15 protein-coding genes are annotated in these 26,316 nt (G+C 48.0%); 4 read left to right on the top strand and 11 right to left on the bottom strand.

Annotated elements, in window-relative coordinates; all coding sequences use genetic code 11:
• Positions 1-184: 184 nt before the first annotated feature.
• Positions 185-1,966, top strand: coding sequence for a sensor histidine kinase (locus EI981_RS03145; RefSeq protein WP_126995368.1), 1,782 nt, complete (start codon positions 185-187; stop codon positions 1,964-1,966).
• On the opposite strand, the gene EI981_RS03140 is transcribed toward EI981_RS03145, so the two are convergent.
• The 9 genes from EI981_RS03140 to EI981_RS03100 all read right to left on the bottom strand — a co-directional run bounded on the left by EI981_RS03140 (position 1,890) and on the right by EI981_RS03100 (position 18,917).
• On the bottom strand, positions 1,890-3,095 hold the full coding sequence (locus EI981_RS03140) for a response regulator (RefSeq protein WP_126995366.1): 1,206 nt from the start codon (positions 3,093-3,095) through the stop codon (positions 1,890-1,892). The two genes, EI981_RS03145 and EI981_RS03140, sit on opposite strands and share 77 nt — an antisense overlap.
• 335 nt (positions 3,096-3,430) lie before the next feature.
• Positions 3,431-4,027: a P-loop nucleotide/nucleoside kinase family protein gene (locus EI981_RS03135; protein ID WP_126995364.1), complete on the bottom strand. Its 597-nt coding sequence runs from the start codon at positions 4,025-4,027 to the stop codon at positions 3,431-3,433.
• Between the two features lie 362 nt (positions 4,028-4,389).
• Entirely contained in the window at positions 4,390-7,656 is a 3,267-nt protein-coding gene (locus EI981_RS03130) for a GAP1-N2 domain-containing protein (protein ID WP_126995362.1), read from the bottom strand.
• Positions 7,657-7,658: 2 nt separating this feature from the next.
• Positions 7,659-8,915 (bottom strand): hypothetical protein, encoded by a 1,257-nt coding sequence (locus EI981_RS03125; RefSeq protein WP_126995360.1) that lies wholly within the window; start codon positions 8,913-8,915, stop codon positions 7,659-7,661.
• A 29-nt stretch (positions 8,916-8,944) separates the two neighbouring features.
• Entirely contained in the window at positions 8,945-9,598 is a 654-nt protein-coding gene (locus EI981_RS03120; protein WP_126995358.1) for a beta-mannanase, read from the bottom strand.
• Positions 9,599-9,801: 203 nt separating this feature from the next.
• Positions 9,802-11,094 carry a vWA domain-containing protein gene (locus tag EI981_RS03115; protein WP_126995356.1) on the bottom strand — a complete coding sequence of 431 codons (1,293 nt, stop codon included), beginning with the start codon at positions 11,092-11,094 and terminating at the stop codon, positions 9,802-9,804.
• 109 nt (positions 11,095-11,203) lie between these two features.
• A complete protein-coding gene (locus EI981_RS03110) occupies positions 11,204-13,576 on the bottom strand; it encodes a transcription initiation factor TFIID (protein WP_126995354.1) in 2,373 nt (790 codons plus the stop codon).
• Complete coding sequence (locus tag EI981_RS03105; protein ID WP_126995352.1) at positions 13,576-16,965, bottom strand: tubulin-like doman-containing protein; 3,390 nt, start codon at positions 16,963-16,965, stop codon at positions 13,576-13,578. The genes EI981_RS03110 and EI981_RS03105 overlap by 1 nt, the downstream gene beginning before the upstream one ends.
• Positions 16,966-17,141: 176 nt before the next feature.
• Positions 17,142-18,917: a VWA domain-containing protein gene (locus tag EI981_RS03100; RefSeq protein WP_127004298.1), complete on the bottom strand. Its 1,776-nt coding sequence runs from the start codon at positions 18,915-18,917 to the stop codon at positions 17,142-17,144.
• A 440-nt stretch (positions 18,918-19,357) separates the two neighbouring features.
• On the opposite strand from EI981_RS03100, the gene EI981_RS03095 reads away from it, so the two are divergent.
• Positions 19,358-20,305, top strand: coding sequence for a hypothetical protein (locus tag EI981_RS03095; protein WP_193556429.1), 948 nt, complete (start codon positions 19,358-19,360; stop codon positions 20,303-20,305).
• 107 nt (positions 20,306-20,412) lie between these two features.
• On the top strand, positions 20,413-22,131 hold the full coding sequence (locus EI981_RS03090) for a hypothetical protein (protein ID WP_227011669.1): 1,719 nt from the start codon (positions 20,413-20,415) through the stop codon (positions 22,129-22,131).
• Between the two features lie 109 nt (positions 22,132-22,240).
• On the opposite strand, the gene ssuE is transcribed toward EI981_RS03090, so the two are convergent.
• Both ssuE and EI981_RS03080 read right to left on the bottom strand, forming a co-directional pair.
• A complete protein-coding gene (gene ssuE / locus EI981_RS03085; RefSeq protein ID WP_126995348.1) occupies positions 22,241-22,792 on the bottom strand; it encodes an NADPH-dependent FMN reductase in 552 nt (183 codons plus the stop codon).
• A gap of 231 nt (positions 22,793-23,023) precedes the next feature.
• Entirely contained in the window at positions 23,024-24,574 is a 1,551-nt protein-coding gene (locus tag EI981_RS03080) for an NAD(P)H-hydrate dehydratase (RefSeq protein ID WP_126995346.1), read from the bottom strand.
• Positions 24,575-25,319: 745 nt separating this feature from the next.
• Between EI981_RS03080 and EI981_RS03075 the strand changes: the two genes are divergently transcribed.
• Positions 25,320-26,264 (top strand): hypothetical protein, encoded by a 945-nt coding sequence (locus EI981_RS03075; RefSeq protein ID WP_126995344.1) that lies wholly within the window; start codon positions 25,320-25,322, stop codon positions 26,262-26,264.
• Positions 26,265-26,316 lie beyond the last annotated feature (52 nt).

The raw sequence follows: 26,316 nt of genomic DNA, 5'->3' as shown, positions 1-26,316 counted from the left end.
GCATCGCTGAAGACGCTTCCAAATGACACAGAACTACGATCCTCAGCGCCAATTTCTACACACTGCTACAAATCTACGAATGGAGGCGTCCATTTCTACACTTTTTTGCTTACATATTGCCAACGAAGGGATGAGCAGTGACAATGTGAGCTAGAGAGATTAGCGGCAAAAGGGGCTGAAAAGATTGAAATATTTCTATACATCTGTCCGGACTAAGCTAACACTGTTATTGCTGATTACGATTGTAATTCCCGTCCTGATCCTAGGAATTCTATATCCCGTATACTTTCAAAGTGTGATGGAGAAAGACAAAAAAGCCCTTATGGAGGGGACCTTAACCGCGATTACACGCAGTATCGAGACCTATATGGACGAACTGGAACGTTTGACGATTACGCCGTTTCTCCAAAATGATGTCTTAACCTCCTTGAAGCTGAAAGCCTTGTCCGATCAAAGAAATGTAAGTGTTTACAATAAACTGGTAGCCGATCGCACATTGCATGAGATGCAGATGACTATGTTCCAGAACACACGCAAAGATATTCTTGGAACCATTCTGATTACCGCTGATAATACCGTGTATGCAACAGATCATCATGAAGTAGCCGAACCTATTCCCGATTACCGTTATAGCTCTCAGGATTGGTATAAGCAAACCGTGCTCAAGAACGGAAAAGCTGCCATGATCAGCCCGCATAGACGAGATTATTTGCGGAATTCTCCGGATAAGCTGGTATTCTCGGTAGCCAGGCTGCTGAAAGATCCTGATACGCAGAAGCCTCTGGCGGTCATTATGGCCGATGCGGATACGGATATCTTCGACAGCATCGTCAGCGATGTATCCTTCGATGTTAGTTCCATCGTTACGATCTTCGATGGCCACAGCCATTTAATCTATTCTAGCGCTCCTCTGACTGCTGAAGCCCAGGAACAGATCATATCAGGCAACGAACGGATTGAGAGTCATGGGAGCCAATATACGACCATTTCAAAGACGATCCCCTCTTCGGAATGGAGAGTCAACGTTCTATTGTCGCAACGCGAGATTACGTCCAAAATGAGAAATCTGCGGTTAATCTCCATCATCATGACCTGCGCCGGCCTGATATTGACAGCTCTGTTCTATATCTATCTGTCGATCAAAATCGTCAAGCCTATCCTGCAAATGGGTTCAGTGATGCGTAAGGTCCAGCGCGGCTCCATGAACGAGAGTGTGAATATAAAAGGACAGGATGAGATCGCCTACCTCGGCAGCCGCCTGAATAAAATGATATCGCAGCTTAATGATACGATCATTCGTGAGTACAAGACGGGACTGGCCAAGCGCAACGCAGAGTACAGGGCTCTTCAGTCCCAGATTCAGCCCCACTTCCTCTACAACACTCTGAACGGCTTCATCGCGCTGAACCGGGCCGGAGAGAGCAAGACATTGGAGAAGGCCATATTGTCCCTGAGCGGCATGATGCGCTATACCTTAAGCAAAAATGACTTTGATACGCTGGGGAACGAATTTCTGTTCCTTCAGCGTTACATCGAAATTCAGCAGCTGCGCTTCGAAGAACGGCTCGTCTCCGATCTGTATCTTGACGATAGAATCTCAGATTTTCGAATACCAAAGCTGCTGCTGCAACCACTAGTGGAAAACTGCATCATTCATGGCGTGGAGGGAGCAAATCGGGCATGTCGTATTACGGTCAGAGCCGAATTCATTGAGGAGAATATATGGATTCGGATTACGGACACGGGGGCTGGCTTTAATCTGGAACAGCTCCGGCAGAATGAGCAAATAGGCATTGCGAATGTCAGGGAACGGCTGGAAATGGCCTATCCCCAGTCCGACATGACCGTCAACAGCATACTTGATATTGGTACTGAAGTGACTATCCATATTAAGACTTCGTCTGTTGGGACTGGTCCCTCAGCTCCGAGGGGTAACACTGATAGTACTCAACGAACAGACGCGTGAAATGTCGGGTACTATAATAACCTACTTGCTGCGCCACTTGACTAATGCGAATTTGCGGATCATCCTGCAGAATTTCCTTGGCTTTATTCATCCGAGTTGACGTTAAATATTTCATAAACGTGACTCCTTGCTTACGGTGGAACAGCGAGCTGAGATAATTGGGGGTCACCCCCAGCTCATTGGCAATCTGGCCGATGCCGATATCCTCGGTGTACCAGCGATCGATATACTGCACTGTCCGTTGAATAAGGTCTGGCGGGCCTTGGTCTTCTGCGGACAGCACAGCGCCAAGCTGCTCTTCCGCCTTGTCCTGGGCGAGACGGAGCCTCTGAACCAAATCTTTGAAAGAAATGGAATGTGCCAGCCGTTCGATATGGACTAAGAAGCCTGGTCTGCGGTGATGCTCTGCAACTCGCTCCATCTCCAACGTAAATTTCTGAATGAGTTTATGAAGCATTTGCGTATTTGCCTCTTGCAACGCAAAAATAACAACCGCTTCGCCCGAGGGCATAATTAAAATCGCTCTCCGCACATTCATGGACAGCTCCCAATCGCCCTCAAGCTTATCGATTTCATCCATCATCCCCTGAAATCGCTGGTGGCTCTCATGGGGAGGCAGATGATCATCTACTTTCAACACATAAGCGGAATAATTCCTATGAATGCTCTGCGAAGCATCGTTCAGCTCATCCTCTGAGCGTGAGAGATAGAGGACAGACATGATCTGCCGCTCAAGTTCCCGGTTTAATATGGCCGTTTTCTTTCGCTGCTTCTCCAGCAAGCTGTTCAGGCATTTTCCCAGGGAGTCCGGATCAACCGGCTTCAGCAAATAGTCCGCTACCTGCAATTTAATTGCTTGCTGAGCATAGGAGAAGTCGGAATAGCCGGAAATAATAACCCATTGAATATATTCATAACATACTGCATTCCGAATTGCCTTGAATCCATCCATCACTGGCATCCTAATATCTACAAAGACAATGTCAGGCTGATCCATTGCAATGAGCTCAACAAGCTCTGCCCCGTCCTTCGCTTCTCCTACAATCTGCAGAGGAAGCTCCAACTCTTCGAGCATGCTTCTAACGTTAGCTCTGGCTAGTCGCTCATCATCCGCAATAATAATCTTCATAGCAGATCCCCCTGTTCTCCATTGATCCGGTGTACTTCATCGTCCTGGCTAGACTTTATAATTCTAGTAGGCTCGTCATTATGCAACCGCTGTCAATTTCGGTTTCTATAACAAGCTTCAACCCCTATTACAGCCATATTCTATAGAACGAACAACAGCTTCGAAAGGTATCAATTCTACTCTGGAAGGACTTATTTCTACATTTCGAGCTGGAAGCATTCGGATCAGCTCAATGCTGTACGACTTTACTATCTACGTAGATACTGCTGCAAAAAGAAAGAAGGGCAATCCCTTGCCCTTCTCCGTCCTGTCTATCTATTTTATCAGCTTCGTGCTTATGATTCATTCATCACAAATTGATACACGCTCTCGACCTTCTCGTTAGTGAGATCTCCACTGTTATCAAAGACAAGGACCGATGAAGCAGGGATGTCCCAGTTTACTTCAGGAACAAATTGAACACGCTGTTTGAAATCGTCCCAATGCTCCAGCTTCCAGTTGTCACGCTCGGTTTGCCTTTGCTCGATGCGTTTTCTTTGTGTCTCCATGTCGCCCAAGGTAACGGCGATCACTTTGACGTCTACCTCCTGCTTGCTTAATCCGGCTGCGGCAAGAACCTCTTCAATCCATGCTTTATTTTTCAATTCTGCTGTGAAAGGAGAGATCATAAATACGTTCTGCCCTGCGGCGAGATTCTCAATGCAAATATCTTTCGTTGTGTCATATTCCAAGTCACGGAGATGCTTCTTATAGAATTCAGAGTCGCGGTCGTTCACGTCCAGACCGTTCATCTCAAGCATTTTCTCTACAAAACGTCCGCCGACCGTGTCGCGATCCAGAAAAGCAGCCTGAATACGCTTCGCCAATTTTCTAGCAACTGTTGTCTTGCCGGTCCCGGCGACCCCTACAAAAAACACCAATTTCTGCTTCACCCTAAATCCCCCTATTTGTAAGTTAGAATCAGTGTATCATTGCTCAAGGATGGAACACAATCCTATACTGGGGGCAGACGCCTATTTTCCAGGTTAAACAAAACTAATGCTGCATAGAGGCTTTTTAAGCAATCTCTAACGAAACGTGGTATCGCTATTTAGGCCAATAAGGGGCACTAAAAAATGTAACGAAACTAGGTAACGCTATTTAAGCCATTTTGGGGTTTAAAGGCGGAAATTCCCTCGATTAACGATATGGTGTTTCGTTAGGTTTATTTACTGCTGTTTTGGAGGAAATAACGATCTGTAGTTTCGTTAGAGGTCGTCAACGCAAAATTTCGGCATCGGCTCGGGCGTAGCCCCTAAGGGCTGACTAAATTGCTACCTGATTCTGCCTCTTCGCGGGTAATAACCGTATACTGTTGTTCCCCTAGCTTAATCACGCTCCCTGCCGATATATCCAGCTTCATGCCTAATGAGACTACAATCCGGAATGTATACGCGGAATCCTTCGTCTCACCGTCATCCGTACCGGCAGTCTCACCGGGCTTAGAAGTATCGTCAAGCCCGTTAGGGTTAGATGCATCCGCCGGATCTGTTACATTAGAATTGCCCGCATCAGGCAGATTGGTCCCATTAGTTGCGTTAGTTGTAGTTGCATCCGCTGGATTTTTCCCATTGCTTCCATTGTTTCCACTGTCTTCACTGGTTCCATTAGTTCCCTTGGTTCCATTAGTCGGGTTAGTCGAGTTGGTTGAGTTAGTAGCATTAGACGCATCGTTTCCACCCGTTTTCGTTTTTTGGGAACCGGATTGCGCTGTGTCTTCTTTCCCTGTTTCCTTCCCACTTGCTGCCCCATTTTCGCCTGTATTATTACCCTTTGCCTTATCTATTTCTTCTGTATCCTTTATTGTTCCATCGATTCCTTCTGTTCCATCTTTTCCATCTGTTCCATCAACTTCGCCGCCTGGATCTGTCGCTTCCGAATCTTCCGTTCCAGCGTCCGCTACCACACAATTCGAGTCATATTTCAAATTCTTAAACTGCTGAGCAGACTGGCCCTGTGACTCTATCATCAGATTTGAGGGATCAAAGACCTTGCACTGCTCCTCCCCCTTAAACAGAAATACAAGCGAAGTTGTCTCGGTTCCGTCGCTGCCTTTAACATTCTCGGCATATACAAGCACCCCAGAATCCTGTGTAGGTGGCGGAGTGGCTTCAACGGGCGCCTTTGCACCAAGCATCCCTTGCTGCTGCAAGATGAATAGAAAGCCAACTGCCACAACAAGACCCAAAGCCACAATAAGAGTGGTCATTCTCACCTTTTTCCCGTTCTGAACAAGAAATCGCTTGAGTGGCGAAGACAGCGTGAGACGCGCATCGGCGAATACCTTCGCAAGCGGTGCTCCCGCTTTATCGAAGTAACGGGTCCGATAGTCTCTGCTCTTAAACGCATCCTTATCATGCTTTTTAAAGTATGCTAGTATTGCCGCAGAATAACCGGGAGCAAGCCCCCGAGCATGAACAAAGTAAGAATTTCCTTGCGACCAGAGCATAAATTCGTAAATCTTCTCCTTGTCCTTGGCATGCCGCTGTAAATAATCCATGACTTGATTGTAATCAATAATCCCGACTGCCGAGTCTTGGCAGAATGCCAGTACGATCTTTCCAAACTGCTCCACTTCGATACTGGATTGAAGCCATTTACGCCCGAGCTTCTGGATCCGATCCAGTTCCTCAGAAGACAATAGACGGAAAACATCCTCCGTTGGCTCACGCTGCGCAAACCATTCGTATAACGTTCGCAGCATCTCCGCATGACTACGCTGCTTACTGTCAAGCTGCAGGCCGGCAAAGGCATCTGCTTCACCTAAAAACGCTGCGGTTGTCACCTGATCCTGGGTCAGCTTGTCCAGTTCCAGTTCATCAAGCAGCAGACGCTTGGCAGAAAGCGAGAGAAGCTCCGCCAGCTCCGAATCCGCCACAGTCATTCCGCTATCAGGAAGAGGCGTTCTTGCCCATTTACGGATACTATCTACCGTCATATGGACAGAAGATAGTAATCGCTGTTCCTTGCGCAGCTTGTCCGTTAGACCTGCAACAGCTATTTCCTTGAAGGAAGCACTCTGTAACAAGCCTGGATGAGCGATCGCCCAGCTATGCACCACATTCAGAACTTCCTTTGAACCTTGCGTCTCCGCAAGCTTGTTCTGAATGTAGGGATCGAACAACCGGTTAGACAGCTCGCCAAGCTTCAAGACCGTACCAAAAAAGGCTTTACTCAGCTCCGACTGACTCTCTATCAAAGCGTACAATGAATAGGCGAGCTCGGTTCTGCCTTCAGTCAATGAATTATTAACTGCATGAATCAAATAATTAACAAGCTTGGGGCCATAACTCCGGCTTTCCAGCCGATAATAATCCCTGAAGCATTCCACTATCGCCAGCTCTACAATACTTCCTTGCTTGATGCTATCAAATTCCCGGTCAAAAGCAGCTAGAAATATATCATTTAGCCGAATTCTGGAATCCAGGGCACCGTGGGGTTCCAAATAACTTAGCAACCCCCGCAGCACGGTTATTTTATGTTTTTCATACAAATCCCAACGTTCCGATTCAATTTGATAGAACACGCACAGCTCATGATAGCTAGATAATAAAGCCCGGCGTTGGGGATCCATCCCTGACAACATCTCATCAGCAAAGCGATGGAAGTTCTCCAAGACCCCAAGCTCACCGATCGCATTCCAGACAAAATCAAGATAAGGCTGTTTGCCTTCATCTACCTCATCCTGCGGTAATCGTCCTGAAGCGAGGTCGAATACATATTCCTTTTCAATTTCTCGGTCATTAGGACGCAGACTACCGCGCTCCACGAATTGCAGATGTATAAACTTTCGGCTTTGCGGCTCCTTGGCATAGGTGATAAATCCGAAGCGGCGGCGCAGTTCGAATGGCAGACAGGCGAATAGTACTTTAAGCAGCGCTACAGAATATTGCGAAATCTGCTCTGCCGGAACATCAAGGGCAACATATACCTTTTTTCTGCCTTCTCCAACTGCAGTCATGACAGCGAATAGCAACTGTTTAAAGCTCTTCTCGTCCAGCTTTATCTCCTTAAGAAGCTTCTCAGCTGTCAGACCTGTCGGGCTGTTCTGCACATGTTGCTGGTTCTGCGATTTCTGCGGTATGTCATCCAGTTCCGGGAGCTGCCGACCGATTTCCGTGTAATATTTCTCCGCATAATCGGCATTAAGATAATTACCGTAATGGGTCACGATCTCATCCAGCCGCGCTGATGGAATTACGTAGTTATGCGTCAGGAACGCACTGCGCAGACCGGTAAAATCTACGGGTTGATAAATGCTCCGCCCCAGCACCGTCTCTCCGCCCTCGGTATGGAATAGATGAATCGCCGGCGGATAACTGCTTATTTCCTTCTCTCCTCGGGAGGCCAGCTCTGCAGGAGCATCATAGCCACAGAACGGATGGAGCTGTTTCTTAATGAACACCGCATCCAATCCGTCCGATACCGCGACAGTATCAAATCCTTCCGTTCCGCGAAATATACCGCTCCGCTCTCTTGTATACAATTGCTGCTGAATCATTGTGGGAGAAGCTTGCCTCACGGTCACTCTCTCCCCTCAATGTAATTCAATTTATACATCAGCCAAATGAACGGTTCATCCACGCGTATAGGCTGGACGACATTTTGCAGCTTCTGATCAATAGGATTGCTACCGAGCGCAGATACTGCAAAGTACCCTGTATCCTTGAAATAGACATCCATCGTACCTTTAAATGGCCGATCCACTTTTTCAATAAAACGGCGAATTTCGCCATCGATATTCTCGAATTCAGTAATATTAAAATGTTTACGATGCACTGCATTATTAAAAATATTGCTATTGGACTTGATATACTCTCCCTCTTCATCCTTCAAGACATGAAGCATATCACTCTTCGTTAGCACTACCGCAGTCGGTATATCCGTCTTCCCTTGATCCTCATAAGCGATGAAATCACCGAACATCGTCAACACTACATCACGTGGCTCATCATATTGCGATACCCATTCGCCCGGTTTATCTCCAACATTGATGCGTATTTTCTCCCGAATCGAGCGAATTTGAAGTGGATCGACCATGAACAGTAGACCTGAAGAATTCTTGATATGCTGACCCTGTAATCCAAGATAATCCTGATCGACCATGCCTTCACCCGCAACATCAAAGAAAACGAGCGTTAGTGGCGGCTTCGATTCATCCTTGAATACAAACTGGAAAATAAACGGCTCCTGCATTTTCTCCTTCTGGGTCGATGCCAGCAAATCGCCACGCTCAAACAACGGTTCTTCGTATAAGGTCCGGAATTTGCGGCTGATTTCAGCATTAAGTGGCATACAAGCCGCATCAAAATGATCCGCCGTCGTGTTCTGCAGGGTATGAATCAATGAAGTCATGTAGACGGATTTCCCCACCTGAGAAGCCCCAATGATCGAAATGATATTACTAGGCACTTTCCCCGCAGTTACTGGCAGCTCATTATGACAATGCGGACACAACCTGTGTCTTGTCACTTCCCCATAACGATCATTCAATCCGATCAGAACATGATCCGAATAAATGAGATGCTCTTCTGGAACGTCCTGAGGACGCAAAATAGCTTCCATATCATAGACGGTATCGAGACCAAATCTCTCCCTGTATTTGTTCAGAGCCTCGTCCTCGCCAAGAGCATAATCCTCATCATCCTCACGATAATGCGTCGCCCTGAACACTACCTCGTCCATTTCGAATTTACTGAAACAATAGGGACATACAATATCATAAAATAAAGGCCGCTCTTCGGCCTGGGGTTTCCTTTTAAACAAATCGAACAGACCCATCTCCCATTCCTCCTCATTTCACAGTATGTTTACTCTGGAATCAGCTCGTATAACCTTCCATACTTAGGGCCATCCGTAAAGAACAGCCTTACATAATCGTTCTTTCCGACCTCGATCGCGGGCAGTGTACTCCTGCCTGAAGGGAAATCTCTCAGAAAAGGATATACTGTTCCGTCATCTATACTTACCGGATAATTGCCCTGCTTCTTCACATAACAAAGCGCTTCTTTTGGAATATCTACTTCAGCCAGCACAGATATCTGCACCGTCTTGTATTTGCGAAGCAAAATGCTCTTATGAGTGATAGAGTAGCGGATCTTGGCTCGGCCCGTACTGAATTGGACGGTATTCTGCCCATCAGGCTGATAGACCAAGCGTTTGTCCCCGTCATCCATCAGACAGGCATAGACCGTATAAGCCGCCAAGCCAATCGTATCTATCCGGTCAATATAGCCTCCAGCCGCTTTATATTCTTCACGGGTATACAGCTTTAGACCTGCAACAGAGGGAGGATAGCCATAGTCGGCTTCCCCCTGCTGCTCTCGATCTGAAGACCCTTTATAGATATACACCGCTTGTATTCCATCAGGCCATTGCCACAATAGCCTGCAGCGATCCTCATCGATCTTGTAACTAAGCTGTGTTATGAGCGGCAAGCCTTCCTCTGCCTCAATAAATCGCATTGCTATGCCCCCTTACACTTTAATGCGTGTTCAAAAAGGTCGGTTTTCAGCACCGAGAAGGTTGAATGAAGCTAGGGCCTGAGGAGCGGAGCGTACGTTTTGGGTACGTGAGCACCGGAAGGCCCGGCTGAATTCAAGATTCGATGTCGAATTACTTCCTGATTTGCTTCGTGATCAAAAGCGGACTTTTTGAACAACCTCTTCTAGAATCCTCTATTGCGCCGATCTCTGACGGGCTCTTGGAATCCTGTCTTGCCGTCCTGAAGTGTTGCTCCCCTGCGACGCATAACCGTTCGGACACCATTCGCCGGCATAGGGACGGCAAGCGTGAACATCGTCATCACTGAAGCAAGAACAAGGCAGGCCAACAGCCGGATCAACGCGTCAGCTAATGTACCTCCACTTAAGCCAAACTCCAATAGCAACCCTGCAAGCAGCCCGGATACAGAACCGCCGATCGTAAAACTTTTAGCCAAATGACGGTTATCGAACATCATTCCGAGCGACAAGCCAATTAGCGCGCCTAACCCAAGTACAAATATGATTCTTAGGATCATATAATAAGTGCTGTCCTTCATTGGTCCGGTACGTTCCGTAACCAGAGTACGTTCATTCAGGTTGTTGTCGTATATGGTCTGGAAAACAAAAGAAAGATTGGACGCATCCGCCACATCATAATACTTTCCACCTGTCTTTGTGGCAATTTCCTTGAGCAGATCCACACCCTCAATATTACCGTTAGCTGAGCTAAGGCCAAGACCGATGGTATTAACGGATACGCCTCTATCCCGGTAGTCAGCCAGCACTCTTGCCGTATTGACTTCGCTTACACCGTCCGATAATAGGATCGCCATAGCCCCCCTAGTACTGGGTTGCCCTTTGATCTGCTTCATCGATGATAAGAGCGCATCGCCGATATCTGTGCCTGCATTGGTTGGCTCGAGCGCATCAATCGCTGCATATACTTGATTCTTCACATCCTGATCACTTACATGAACAAAGGGCTGGATGAGTTCAGACTGGTTATTGAATACAATGACTGCGACCTGTTTGTTACTATCCAATTGCCCGATCAATGATTTGGCCGCTTCATAACGGCGATCATCAGGATCTGTCTCCAGCATACTCCCGGAATTATCAATCATTAAGACGATATCGTCTACCGATTTCGCCCGACCTACATTCAACTCATATAAAAATTCCAAGGCGGTTCCTGCGAGCAGGAGCATAACTAGCGTCGCCGGTACAAGCAGCTTCCATGAAGTACCGACATAACGTTGTCTCCATGACGTCCCGTTAAGACGGGGGGAGACCATTTCCGCGATTAAACAGAATAATCCTACGGACAGGGCAAGTATGCCGAAGTAAAGTCCAATGATGACGATCCAGGGCAGCCTGCCTTCTAGCTGGTTAAGCAGCAGTTCTCCGATTACAGCCCCAACTGCTCCGCCAATAAGACTGAATAGCACCAGAAGCCAGTTTATTTTACGCTGCATTCGTGCACTTCCTCCCTACATCTTTTTTGTACATTACGGTCTTTAAAATTGCATGTTCAAAGGTTCGGTTTTCTTATCAAAAGCGGACCTTTTGAACAACCCCTTAGAGTCAACTGAACTCTGGCAGCTTTGACTTCTCAATCCCGTGAAATTCATACCCGTTCTGCAAATAAGTTTCGTAATATACTTTCCCATTCACGTAATACATCAGGTCTTCCGGATGGAAGCCACCCATGAGATTCAACTTCTCTACACCGCTGCTTCGTTTCTCATGGACACAACCGAGCTTATAAATTCTTGACGTTTCATCCGCTCGGAAAATATGCTGTACGAACTCGCTCGTGTAATCGCCGAACACATACTTTTCCTCATAACGATGCTCCTGGGTGTAATCGTATAGCCGAAGCTGAATCGCGGCATTATCCTCGAGAATGCGGTAGAGCTTCTTGAACAGCTCTTCCTTGGTAAGTACGGTTTTGTTGCCGTATTCGACAGTCACATTGGCCCGCTGTAGCAGTTCTTCCTCGAACGTGCGTGAGAACATCGGTGACGTTAAAATGGTCTTGCGGCAAACCTCGATGAGCTTATCCGCCAACCCCTCTATACCTTTCTCAAGCAGACACCTCGAATCTCCCATTGTGCTCTCTGTGAAAAACGCATACTGTCCCCGTTTACTTTCCCACTGCTCCATAATGTCAGCAGTAGTGCGCTCATAGTACTCCATGATGTTCTGTCCAATATAATCATCTGCAGTCTCAATACTGCTCAGCGCTGTATCACGCAGCAATTGCTCCAGCGTCTCAAGCTGACCGATCACGACAAGGTACCGGCCATTCAATTGCTGAATGGCTTCTTCAAACTTCATAATCAGCTTCAGTCTCATCTCCAGCAGCAATATCTCTCTTCTCCGCGAATAGACCTGGTCGAATAGGTAGCGGATCAAGCTGCGTAGGTTATGCCGATCCATCAGCGGAACACGTGGGAACGACTGCTCTTCCACGCGCCCCTGGCGGAACTGATCCAGCTCGGCCCTCGCCGATGCCAGCCGCATTTCCGCTTCCCTGCGAGCGGAGCGAAGCGGAGCCATAATTCCAACGGAACCATTTAGCCCCTCATCCGCTGTCCAGGCGGCCAGACAGTATACCTCAACATCAGGATAATCGGTCAGCGATCGCTTGATCGCCCTATCGATCCACTCGCCAGCCTTGAACTCCTTCAGAAGACGTGCCGCTTCATCCTGGAAATTACCGCGGAAGAACGCCTCTCCACCGCCGCCAAATAAAGCCTCCTCGGCTTCTTTCAACGACAACTTGCGAACGGCGGCATAACTGATGTCATTCGTCATAAGGCCATGCATTTCGCTAAGGCGTTCCTCTGTAGGAATCATCTCTCCAGCAGCCCGATCCAGTGCCGTTCCATCCACTCCAAAAAAGGCCAGCTTCTCTGTAGTAGATAAATCAGGCTCTCGCTTCATCCGTGCCAATAAGCCTCTGTAGAAGTGATGCAGTACCGCAAGCGCAATCGACTGATTCGGACGTTTTACTTTGGACAATCCAGCAGATACAAAGCCTTGCCGTCCGGATTCCGTCATAATGTTATTTTTGAATGAGGTGTTGTTATAAACCTCATTATTCGCATGGAACAACGGCTCCTTCTGCTGTCTGTTCTTGAGCAGACTAATATGAGAAATCGCCTCGTAGCAGGTTTGCAAGCCACCCAGTGAAGCGAATCCCCGCTCATCCCGATCGGACATCATGTAGACAAGGTCAAATAACGGAGAAGGCGGGTGCGTAACTGGGATCGAAAGTCCATCCTCTGTCACATGAAGGGGGGCGCTGAATGTATAATCCGATTGCTGCATTAGACTCAGCTCACGCAGAAACGCAACGCCGAGCGAGCTGCTGTATCCGAAAGCTTCAGCCCCTTCCCGTTCGCTAATCAATGCATACAAATCCATCTGTACTGCCTTGAACGACTGACGGAATATTGCTTCTGCCAGAAGCGATATTTCCGGAACAAACACATTAAGCGGGTCATCGACCCGCGTAATGATAGAAAGACGAACCCGGTCAAAGGACGGGTACAGTCTCCCATACTCCGCCAGAGCTCCACTAGCCTTTCTCAGAATTCGGTTAAGCTCCGGCAAACCTTGCACTTGTTCATAGAATTGCCGATACATATCACGGCGTGAGGTAGGCGAAATCGAGCCCTCTTGTACCGTAACTGGAATACGGTACTCCAACACCCGAGCAGCAGCAGACTCCTCCACGGAGCCTGCGTGGAGATAGATCAATCCCTCGCTATTCTCCCATCTCTTCTCATTCATCTGCATGATCGGTTCAATCGCCTCACGGCTCTTGTCACCGATAAACAGAAACACAGCGGGGTAATGAATGCTGCTCTGGTCATCGCCTCTGCCGGTAAGGCGTTCTTCGGACCGGTCGTATTCTACGGCGAATTGCTCCAGCTTCTGTCTAACCATTATTTCAACCTTCTGCGGATATCGTTCAGTTTAGTTGTTATCTGCTTGTAGAACTGATACATATCCTCACCGTTTGCCAGTTCAACCTTCTCGTATTCCAGCGAGTCCCGCCCCTCACGGAATCGATCTGCAAGCTCACCCATCGTCTGAAGTAACGGCTCGATATCCTCCGAAGCCGTTAGCTCCGTGGCCCGGCGTGACGCTTTGCGCATCAATACGCTATGGTTCTTCTCATCCAAGCCTCTAAAATGTGTAAACACTTCGTATTCCACATAATTTTGGCTCTTCATCAGGTTAGCAAATGGCTCCCAAGCTTCTTCTTCCGGATCACGATCGTAGACATACAGCGCGCCCTTCTTCGTAATCGTCATCGTATACATCGCCTCGATGAACTGATCAAGCCACTTCTCCTCATCCTGATGCTGCGCCAGCACTGCATCCAGCTTCGCTGCCATCGCCGCGATTTCCTCATACTTTGCGATCTCCTGCCGCATGCGGGTAATCAGTTTTGGCGAGCGAATCAAATTCTCTTTGGCCATCTCTTCATTGATGCTTCCGAATATATCTTTAACGCCTTCTTGTGGAAGTCCCTCAGCAAGCAGCTGCTTCAGCTCAAGAGCACAGCGTTTCACCTCGCCTAGATTTGGCTTTGGAGCTTCTAGACGCATATCATACGCTGCCAGTTTATCTTGCAAAGAGAACGGCTTCGTTAACCTTACAGAATAACGGCTGCTCGTATTTTGATCCGCATCCTTCTCCACAATTACCTTTAACTGAAGCGATTTGGCGAACTCCTCGCGCACACGAGCATTATAGCTCTGTACCCGTGAATTGGAATAAGTCTCGCCCCAGGATCTCTCAGGGATTGGCGAAGGCAGGTAAGTCCAGTTATTCTTCTCTGTTTGTACGAGGTGACGACCGATTCCTTCCTTATCCAAAATCGTCCGTTCATAGCTCTCCTCATATACTTTGAGCGGCGTGTACACGAACAATGGCACCCCGTTACGTGTATTCAACCAGAATATACGGTTCTTCACTTCGCTCTCTTTGACCGTGAAATGGGACTTTCCGACCGCATTGTTCTGATAGTTGCGAATCCCCTTCAGGATGCTCGGCGCCTGCACTGGAACAGATACAAATCCCCAAGAAGGGAAATGCAAATTACCTGTACTATTCGACAAATGGAATACCGGAACAGCTTCCTCATCCAGCTTGCTAGCAATTTGACGCTCAACAAACTTCTCGATCGGCTCATCCTGGCCATATTTAATGACTAGGAAATCCTCCATTGACTTCGTAATAAGATCACCGAACTTATCGGAGAGGAAAGTAGAAATGGAGCTCACAATATCAATTTCCTGCTCCTTCACCCATTGATCGGAGTGATCCAGCAATTCCGTAGCGAAATCACGGATCAGGTCATCGACATCCTTCTGATCCATAATGCCACTGACAACCTTTGAAATGTCGGGTACGCTCACGATGTTCCAGTAGTAGGTTTTATTACCCTTATGGTCCACCTGCTCGTCACCGCTCGTCAGAATGTCCCCGTTCTTGGAGAAGATCGAGCTAAGTGCATTTAATATTTCTGTGAATACACTATAAATGCGGTTATTCTCCCGATTCAGCAAATCATACAGATCCTCATAGAACTCAATCATTTGCTCTGTACGCTCAACATCTGCGTGGAGCCAGTATTCATTTATTTTTGCTTCAATATAAGCGTTCTTCTTCTTCTCCTTGGACACAAATGCACTCTTGGCATCGCCTAGCTTATCATCCGCTTGATCCTGCGCAGCCTCGATATCGCGAGGAATACGCACTAAATTCTCACGCAATGCCTCGATATAGGAGAGCAGCATTTTCAGCAAACAGAAGCCCTTCTCCGTGAAAAGCAGCCGCGATACATAAAACGGCCCTTGCTCCGGATGCAAAAACAGACGACGAATCTGGTCGCTGAACTTCTCGAGGAATTCCCCTGGAAGCTGCTTCTTCGCTTTGATATATTCCTCTCTCGCCCGAGCGAGGAAGGTTTGCTCCAGCTCCGTGTCCATATTCACGACTTGAGACTTCACAACATTGGCATAGCTCAACCGCTCACTGTTCTCATAACCCGGAAGCGGGTCGGGTACGCGAGATTCAAACGCTTTAACTATACTATCGAGGTCAACGCCCATCTTACGGGCAAATTTCTCTACTTCCTCCTGCGTCGGCGATTGCTGGAACATTTTGTCCATCTTGTCAAACAGACGATAGGCCAAGTAAGTCGTCATTTCCTCGATCGGCAGCACAGCCGAAGAGGCCCCAATAATGTTGTATTCATAGTTAGCCGGGTAAGCCTTGTTCATTTGTGCGATATTCGTACGGATATTACTTATATAATCGTGAATAGCAAATTCTTCGCCAGATTGCTTCTCTTCACTCGCCATGAAGTTGGTAATGTTCTCCGCAGTGACGTTCATACAGTAATCATAAGCGTTCTCCAGCAGCTTGCCCTCTGTATTGGTTGCCGATATCAAATGACATAGATTAAAAGGAGGCAACGGCGAGTTGACTGTCAAAATGTTGCCGTATTGCTGATTGAACCTCTCACCACGACTATCTACGTTCATCCAGTAATCCAGCTCTTTCAACGCGGCATAACCATTTTTCTTAATGTACTCGCGCGTATGCTCGCTTAGACTCTTATTGGACAGATTGATATCCGGGGTGAACAAATAACCGAGAGTATTCACGCGGTCAATACCTGCCGAACCGTGATCACGTTCAATAATTCCGCGTACAATATAGGCGATATCCAGGAAGCAGCCGCTGCCTGTGCCGCCGGACAAGCCAGTAAGTAGAAATACCATCAGCTTCTTGTTCGTACCTACTGATAAGGTCTTGATTTTCTTATCGATGGCCTGCACGACTTGATTAATCTTCGTGAAAAGAAGCAGCCGCCCCGCCTGACGCACACCTGCCGCACCGTTCATCCCATCGGTAATACTCAGCTCGGGTGACAGCCAGTCTGTAATGTACGGCTCTAGAATACTGCGGTTTTGCAGTAGACCGCCAATTTCCGGGTTGGACAGCAGTACAAATTCATTGATCGGATCGAGCCCGATTCCTTTGTACCTTTTACTGCGATCCTGCTCGTTGGTCTCAAAAGCGAGAAACTCCACATTGTCCGGCTTATCGCGTTTCTTCTTGGACAATGGATCCTCAGGCAGCTTGAATCTGCGGTTAATTTGATACTTCAGGCGAAGCAAGGCGTCAATCCCGGTTCCGCCAAGACCAATAATAAGGATTGGATTATCAATCGTATCCACCCGAATTTTATCGCTGACAATACCTCCGCCAAGCGATACATCCAATTGCTGAATATGTTCTCTAACGATCGGCTTCATTTAAGTTTCCTCCATTCATTGGATAAAAAAGTCGGTTTTCAGCACCGAGAAGGTTGAATGAAACTAGGGATTGAGGAGCGAAGCGTACGTTTTGGGTACGTGAGCACCGGAAATCCCGGTTGAGTTCAAGATTCGATGCCGAGTTACTTCCTGATTCACTACGTGATCAAAAGCGATTACACCAGGTACTCTATGAAAATCGTCTTATCGATATGTTGTAGTGGCAATGTCACTCGATCCCCGCTCTTAAGCTCAAGTCCTGCGGAGGCATCCACAGCCCGACCCGATTTCTCGATCGGTGCAGCTGAGGCATTGCGCAGCGTGATGCGATCTCCCTTAGCCGGAGTAAATACAATTTTCTCCGTTTCCTTCAGCTCGGGTGCCAGTTGCAGCAGTTGATGGAGATTGAACTTGCCTTTGAACGAGGTAAGCTTCTTATACTGCGGGAAGGATCTCTCATTCGTGTTCTCATCGCGAATCTCGATGACAATCTGGCCTACGAATCCGCGGTTCGCTTTCTTAACTGACGATGCGATAAAATAAGCACCCGCTGCAACTACGGCCAAACCTACCGCTGATATAACAACGATTAGCCAAGGGAACGGCTTCTCTTCTTCCACTGTCGTCGGATTAGGCTGGGCTGGTACTGGTGTAGCACCTGCTTTGCCTTTGGCACTCAGTGTTACAGGAGCGGATTCCCTGTAGAAGCTTTTTTCCTCTGCGCGAACCTTCAGTTCGTATTCATGGGCTTCGGAAAAGCTAAATGTGCCTTCGAATTTGTCCCCCGTATTGTTAAGCTTGACTTCTTCGGTCTTGCCGCTGTCGATATCCTTAACGATGAGAACAGCGCTCATATTCGTATACAGCTCGTCATTTTGCAGCTTCTGCCCATTGCTTGTAAGATACGCTCCGATTTTCACATCATCACCGCGTTGATAGCTCTTCGATGCAATGGGGTCCATCTCGAGCTCAAGATCGTAATTAAATACCAGATTAATATCGATTTTGTCCTTGGCTGCCCCTTTAACCCTCAGCTTCCAATCCCCCTCGACTGGAGTTAGCAGCTTAATCAGAGAATAACTTTTCGACTTGGACAAAATAACTTCATCCGAAGGTATAGCCACTTTATCACCGGACGGGTTAACCAGCTCCGCCGTGACAGGATTAGCTGACATAATCGAAATATTGGCTTCAAGCACGTTCGCATTCGGAACGTTAACCGTCACTTCCTGGAAGCTTCCGTTGCCCGTCATGCTTTGTATAGGTACGATTTTGAGCTTCAGATGGCTGGCAAATATCTCACTAAGTATTTGTGGAAGATCATTCGCCGAGCTGGTAGAGAACGACTTAGCGCCCGTCTGCTGGGCTAGATCCGTAAGTGGCGCCTTATTCAGCTTGCCGTCTGCATTCAAACCGATCGTATAGATCGGAATGCCTGCCGCCTTAGCCTCAGCGACGGCCTCGCCAAGCTCCTTGTCAGACTCGCTTTGCGTCCGTCCCGAGCTCTTGTTGAAATCATTGTTGCCGTCTGCTAACAGAACGATCATCGGCTCATGCCCCGGTTCAGCTCCGTTTTGCAGCACCTTAACCGCCTCGCGAACGCCTACCGCAATATCTGTGTAGGGTCCTCGATCTAATCCATCGATGAAATCTTTTAGATCCTGCTTATCAGCTGGAGACTGAATCTTCAGCAATGCCTTCTCCCTCTGCACTTTGTCCGTATATGCTACTATCCCTACCTTGTCGCCTTGAGCGGACAGCATGTCGATGAACATCTTCATCGCTTCATTTCCGACTTTATTCGTGTCGCTGGTCTTCATCGAGTTACTTACATCGACAACGAGCACAGCATCGATTAATGAAGTCTGCTGAGTCTGAGCTCCCTTTGCGGCTGCCGAGGCTCCATAAATAGGGGTGCCAACAGAGCCTACCAGTAACCAAAAGACCATCATAACCGTCAATATACGTATAGATTGTCTATAACAATGCTGCATAATATTGCTCCTTTAATTTGAAATAGAATAAATACGAATCTACTATGACCTTTTTCATGATCCAGCGATGTACATATGAAATTAGGAGTAGTTCCAAATATATACTATACTATGATAATAGATAATACTTAAGAAAACGTTAAGATAAAACAAGACTACACCGCCATAATCTACCAAAATATGCATCTATTTTTTTGACATTTCCAAAATAGAATCATCACCCTCAACATTAATTACGAAAGGAAGCTACATATGGTTACATACGCATGTCTCATTCTATTGTTTCTATTTGTCATTATTAAGTCCTTTATATATTACTCTCGTAGGAAGCAAGTCATTGCTCCGGCAGAGCTCGACAGAAAACTGCTAAAATTAATCAACAATGAAGAGAGAGAGCTATGAACAAGAAAAAAACAGTTATTTTACACCCTCCATTAAAAACGAAATATGCCTACGAAAAGTTAAGATGCTGTAAATATTGCCAGAATTATACCGCGCTCCAGGAGGAAAATTGCACCGTTTGCGGCAAATCCGGTCTACGCCCGGTTCTCGACAAAGCACGTCATGCCGCCAAGCGAGCTCAGTATAATGACCTGCTGCTAGCGTCTTTTCTCACGCTGTTAGCAATTCTGTTCAGCCAAACCTTTCAGCTTATGGCCATTTCTCTCGCATCAGGCATTATCCTGTTTGGGCTGCTCTATTTCGTGCAACGCACTGCTCTCGAAAGCCGCATCTCGATCGAAATGAGCAAGCTGATCGAGGTTGATCGTGACAAAATCACTGCAGGGCTGGTGAGGAATCTTGAGGCCGCGGTCGCACATGGAGAAGAAGGCCGCTCCTATGAAATGATGCGGGACATTGCGACCCTCATTCATAACGATCATATCCGTAAGCTGCAGCTTATACTTTTACAATCCTTCGTACTAAGGAAGGATATGGAGCTGGAACTGATGCCCCTTCTGCTAAAAGACTTCGATTCTGATCTTGCCGAGTATATTGGCGAGCTCGCTAAAATCAAGAGAGAACTCATTAAAGATAAGACATTCCAATATGTTATAAAGTATGAACAGCAATTTCTGGCTTTGGAGCGAGGGGAAGAAATACTGGCAGGAGTTGCCGGAGCCGCCGTTAGGTTGAAACGCTACGTTCTAGCCTATTCGGACTTCATTGCCAGGTATGCCCGTAAGCTCCCCAAGGATCGTTTTCTCAGATTATACCGAATGCTCGCTGAGTCCCCCAATCTTGACTGGGGAAATCTCACGGCCGAGACAGCCCGAATCTATGAGGAAAAGTATCAGTGGGACGCTGACTTTCAACAAATTAAGCCGAGGTCTACTATAATATGACGTTAAAAAAATGGTTAACCCTGCATCATCTGCTCATTTTTTTATGTATAATGACGATTCCTCTGTTAGTCTACAAGGGGATTGGAATATCCCAAAAGCTTAACGCTTTGCAGACTGCCGAACGCTTATTCCATGAGAAGCTCTTCGTAGAAGCAGTGGACTGGTATCAAAAGGCTCAAAGCAATCGGATGATTCGTTACAAAGAAGAGCTCATTTCCTCCCGACTAGAGGAGTTGGCTCCTATCACTGCCATGAAAAGAGACTTGGAGAACATTACTGACCAAGCTTCTAGAGCAAATCGCAAACAGGATTTCGACCTCCTTATGGATGCATATGCAAAACTTCAGCAGGTACGAAGTCATTATTTGGCTCCAGAGGAGCCTTACAGTGACTATTACCGTCAGATGTCTAATAATTTCAACATTTCACAAGCCTTCACCGGCTATTTCAAAAATTTCAGAACGTTGTTTCTAGAGCAAATGGAGCAAAATCTAACCAGCTCGAGCTATAATGATGAATCCTTTAAAAAGAATCTGCTGAGGATCCCTGCCCATCTATTCGGTACAGAGCAGGAATGGCTTAATGAGTTAAATGCTACCTTCCAAAAATATGATGATACTAAGCTGACACGGATGGTTGCTCAAGGTCTCATTGAGCCTATGCTCGATAATGCTGCCTCCATGCTTGCAGAATATAAATCCGTGAAGTTTGATGGACCTTGGGTCATTTCCAATGTAGATAACTTAATGGAGGCGCTATTAAACAGCGACTGGGACAAAAGCGACTACACGGCATTCGCCATCCATTCGCGGCAGTATACATCATTTGCAAGCTCCGTCCATTCAGAATCCAGACTGCTCACCTATGCTAAGGGTAAAATGGATGAGTTAATGCGTAACGCCAAGAAAAGTGTAGCGAATGGCAATTACCAAGAAGCAATCGATCTATACACGGCCATTGGCCATTATCAGGATACAAAGTTGGAAATCAGCGCCACAGAGCTGGCTTGGACCATTGCTGAGCCAGTAAGACTTCTTCCTGCTCTAACAGATGGAAGTAGCTATAATCATGTTGTAGATGGACGGGATAAATTCGGATCTAGAGCATATGTGGTGGCAACCGGCCAGAACAATCAGCTGTACTTTGGCCGGATGAATGCAGAGGAAAGTGTTCAGGTTCTAACAAATCATGACCTGCCTTCGCAGGATCAAATCCGTACTTTATCTATCGATCCGATTCTGAGTACAGGCCATAATCCCGTTATTATAATCGAGACAGCATCAGAGGCAAGAAAAGCACGTTATGATGCCTTTGAGGTACGTGAGGATAAAATAGCCCAACTATACTCGATCGAGGCTGATAGCCTGACAATACAGCCAGACAATACGATTTATGCGGTTAATCCGGTTGGCGATGGTGAAGGACAAACAGCGATTTTCGTTCGTGCAGATGACCGTTACCAGTTCGCAGGCATTAAGCAGGAAATCCTTGATATTTCCGCCGACAAGATTAGCCAGTATCCTGACACTCTTGTACGATTCACTGGTACTGTGATTTACTCTGTTTCAGGTGAAACGCTTGTCACAGGCAGCAATAGCTTAGTTCTTCTACGAGGTGATTTCTCTCTACCCACCGGTGCAAATGTAACGGTAACGGGACGCTCCGAGCAGAACGCAGCACTCAATATTGATCAGCAATTCATTGAACTGATCGCGGAAGTACTGAAAGAACAATCTGACGGATCGACGAATGAGCTTCTCTCAAGGCTTTCTGGTATCATTCAAATCATCATTCCCGTTGTCGAGGTTGACACGATTCAACAATAGCGCAAGACATGATTAGATGATGCCATCATGGCCATAATCTCTTCAACAAATAAAGCTCTGAGTCAATCCTTACGGAACGACTCAGAGCTTATTTTGTTTAACTGCATTATTATGAAGCTGAATACTTGATCCGACGTCTTGTCTCTGTCGCCAGCTCCTTGATATTGTCTCTCAACCTATCAACAAGTTCGTCACTAATGGTAAATCCGCCTTGCTCTGTACGAGATACATTCGCATCCGCGGCGTATACGCCAGCAAGAATATGACGTGCCCCGAGCACCGACAAGACCGGTTTGAGTGCATAATCGATCGCCAACAGATGAGCAATCGTTCCACCCATAAACATAGGCAAAATTACCTTGCCAGTCAGGCCTCTTTCTGGAATCAAATCCAGGAACGTCTTAAGCACGCCTGTATAGGAAGCCTTGTAAACCGGACTAGCTACGATAATCGCGTCCGCCTCGGCAACAAGCCCATTGGCCTTTACAATATGCTCGCTCTCGAATTTCGTATGAATCAGATCATCTGGCGGAAGCTCGCCGACATTCACATGCTTCACTTCGAAGCCTTCCTTCACCAGCAACTCCTCCGCTAATGCAATGATTGCTGTCAGACGGGAACCTGGTGTAGGAGTTCCGTTAATTATAGTTACCTTAGCCATGCTGGATCCTCTCCTTATTATCTATAAGTAGACAAGCTTATTTAGAGGCAGGTTCAAAAAAATTTTTGAACCCACTTTTAGTCAATTCCGACTAAACCGCTGTAATTCACTTCGATGCTATCAATAATAAAATGGAAAGTCAATTTACATCCAGGCCAAAAATAGAAACCTACATCAAATCCTCATTTATGAACGTAGGCTTCACATTCCAATTGTTAAAAGATCGGCGCCCTACAACGCTTCTATGATATCCCCGGCGAGCAGCGAAGCCGGGTTGCTCCGTGCGGCCGCAGCCTGTTCACCGGCCAGGCCGTGCAGGTAGGCGCCGAACGCCGATGCCTGCACGGCGTCCAGCCCTTGGGCGAGCATGGCGGCGATGATTCCGGTGAGTACATCACCGGAGCCCCCAGTCGCCATGCCGGGATGGCCGGTCACGTTCACGTAGACCTGGCCGTCCGAGGCCGCGATGACCGAGCGCGCCCCCTTGAGCACGAGCGTTACGCCGTGCTCAGTAGCGAAGCGGCGCGCGAGGCCGATGCGGTCCCGCTGCACCTCGGCCGTCGTTAGACCGGCCAGCCGGGCCATCTCGCCGGGATGCGGCGTCAGGATCGTCGCTGCATCCCGGCGCTTCCAGGCCGTGAGGCCTCCGGCCGCGGCCAGGATGCCCAGGGCGTCCGCGTCCACAACGAGGGGACGCGGGGCGCCCTCCCACAAGGCGCGCAGGAACTCCGCCTCGCCCGGGAAGCGGCCCAGCCCCGGGCCGACGGCGAGCACATCGCGCGCCGCGAGCAGCCGCAGCACTTCGTCGGCTGCGGCACTGTCCCATGCGCCGATCCCGCCATCGGCGATCGGCGCCAGCATGAGCTCGGGCACAGCCCCGAGCATATGCGGCAGCAGCGATGCTGGCAAAGCCCACGTCGCGAGGCCGCACCCGGCGCGCAGCGCCGCCTTGGCGGCCAGCAGGCCGGCGCCGCTCATTGGCAGGCTGCCTGCCGCCAGCAGCACATGCCCGTACGTGCCTTTATGCCCGTCCGGCGCGCGGCACCGCCCTGCGTCAAGACCGAGCTCGCTCTCCAGCGACTCCTCGGTCAGAACAACCCCGGCTCCCTCCAGCCCAGCAGGGAGCCACGGAGGAATGCCGATATAGCGCACGACTACTTCCCCTGCCGCCTTCGCTCCCGGATACTGCGTCAGCCCAGCCTTCAGAAAGGCCAGGCACACCGTAAGCTCAGCCTGGGTGCAGGGGTCGTATACCGCGCCTGTATCGGCATCCAGGCCGCTCGGAATGTCTGCCGCCACGATCGGCAGACCGCTGGAGTTCGCTTCCACAATGAGCGAAGCGTACACCCCGCGCGGCGCACCCTTGGTCCCTGTCCCAAGGAGCGCATCCACAATCCCCGTATAACTGCGCATATCCGGGATCCCTTCCGCTTCATCTGCATACACGATCCGCGGCAAATCCAGCGCCTCAACGATTCGTTGCTGGACTGCCGCCTCCCCGCCAAGCTGGTCCGGCGCCACGGCGTACACCAGCGTCACCGGAATCCCTGCATCGGTCAGATGCCGGGCACATACCAGTCCATCGCCGCCATTATTCCCTTTACCTATAAGCACAAGCCAGCGCTCGCCTGCCAGCGAATCTTTTCGCTGCATCACTAGCCTGACCACTTCATCAGCAATCGCTCTCCCCGCATTCTCCATCAGCACAATGGCTGGAATGCCGATCTCCTGGATCGTATACCGGTCAACCTCACGCATCTGCTCCGCCGTTACAAACTCCATGCTACGTCTCCCTTCGGGCATTCTGCCTATCTTCTTATCTTCATAATATACACTTTCAACCTCAAATCTCTACCCACCCTTTATTCCACCAATAGCAGTAAATCAAGCTCTAGCTCTACAATTGAATCATTATAATTACCTACATTGCATCAAGCCCGGCTATCGTATGTCTTGAATCTCAACCAGGATTTATCAAGCCAAAGATTAAAGAGCGACCATCTCCCCTCCTAGCTCTAACGAAACTACCAATCGTTATTTTCTCAATAACAAGGACATTTTTAATCTAACGAAACTCCATATCCTTATTTGATCTAAATCGAGCTGTAAAAGCAATTTTTGAGTTCAATAACGATACCCTGTTTCGTTACAATTTTGAACTAGCTTTTTCGTGCAAATAGCGATACCAGGTTTCGTTAGAAAAAGTCGAGGAGTAGTACGGACCTACTTCTTTGTGCATTTGCGTGTACAGTTTCTGATCTGTTATTCTAAGATTCTATGTACTTTTACAAGCTTTTATTGGCCTATCGAGTGAATCCACTACCGTCCCTAATATCTTTAGTAGCAGTACATAACAAGGAGACAATAATGAGTGTACTAATTTTATAGAAATTACAGGCTTTCTATAAGACAACCTCTATGAGCTATAAAAGAATGAACAAATAACCAAAGATTGGTTTACATAGAACTTGAAAACGATAAATTCATATGCAATAGTGGAGAGAGGAATATCGAAAGGGTGATTTCAGTGTCACTATCGGAATGGATGAACTGGCTGGAGCAGCACGCTGTGCTATCCTTGACCGCCGTCCTTGTCCTGGTTACATTTCTGGCCCTTTATGGGGTAACCAGCTGGAGGACGCGAATTGGACTACGCTCTCGGCTGGAGCATCTAGAGAAGAGTCTAAAGTTATATGCAGCCGCCTCTGCGCCGCTGTTAAATGATAATATATATGGAACGATTACACCGGAGCAAGAGAATGAACTGATCGACCGTCTACTCGCTTGCCATGCTGCTCCTTATGCAAGCTCGGATCTGCTCGGACAGATTGGAGCTTACAAGGAGGATCATGATCATGCGAGATTGCCGCTGCTGCTCAAAACGCTGGAACGAGAGAGCGAACGCTTCCTCGAAGAGCGGGACAAGCTATTGAACTGGCTGGAACAGCCGGGCTGGGGTATTCGTTTCTGGCTTGGATTACAGCCTGCCTTCCCTTTTCTGTTCGCCGCAGCCTTGTTCATATTAGTGTATCAATTGCTGCTGCGCTGGACCGGTGCTGATGTCAGCTTCCTGGGCTCGAACTCCTTGGACACGGTCTATTTCTATTCACGCTTCGGTTCCGCTCTATTCGCCCTGCTGCTCCTATACCCTGCACTAATGGGCGGATTCCGGCCCGGAGAAGGATCAATACTGTTGCGATTATGGGCCATCTTCATTGCTGCTATGTATTTACTCCACTTCATCAGTCCCGTTATCGCTCCATATATTGCGGCAGCTCAAGTTCTATTATTCCTGGGCGGATTCTTATTCACGAGGAGCAAACCGCGCAAAGCACGTCCCTTTGTTGGACACTACCAGACCAATCTCTCGTCTGATCCTACGATTAGCGCCTTGCCGATGACTGAGGAGCATATCGCAACATCCCTGGCCGAGAATACGGACAGCATCATCAACAACGACAAAGACCGTTAGAGGACATCCTGCCCTATAACGGTCTTTTCTCATCCTAATTCCTTTTTTCATC

The organism is Paenibacillus lutimineralis, from assembly GCF_003991425.1.
GTDB classification, from domain to species: Bacteria; Bacillota; Bacilli; order Paenibacillales; family Paenibacillaceae; genus Fontibacillus; species Fontibacillus lutimineralis.
The sequence above is the reverse complement of the archived record's forward strand: the minus strand, read 5'-3'. Positions and strand labels throughout refer to the sequence as shown.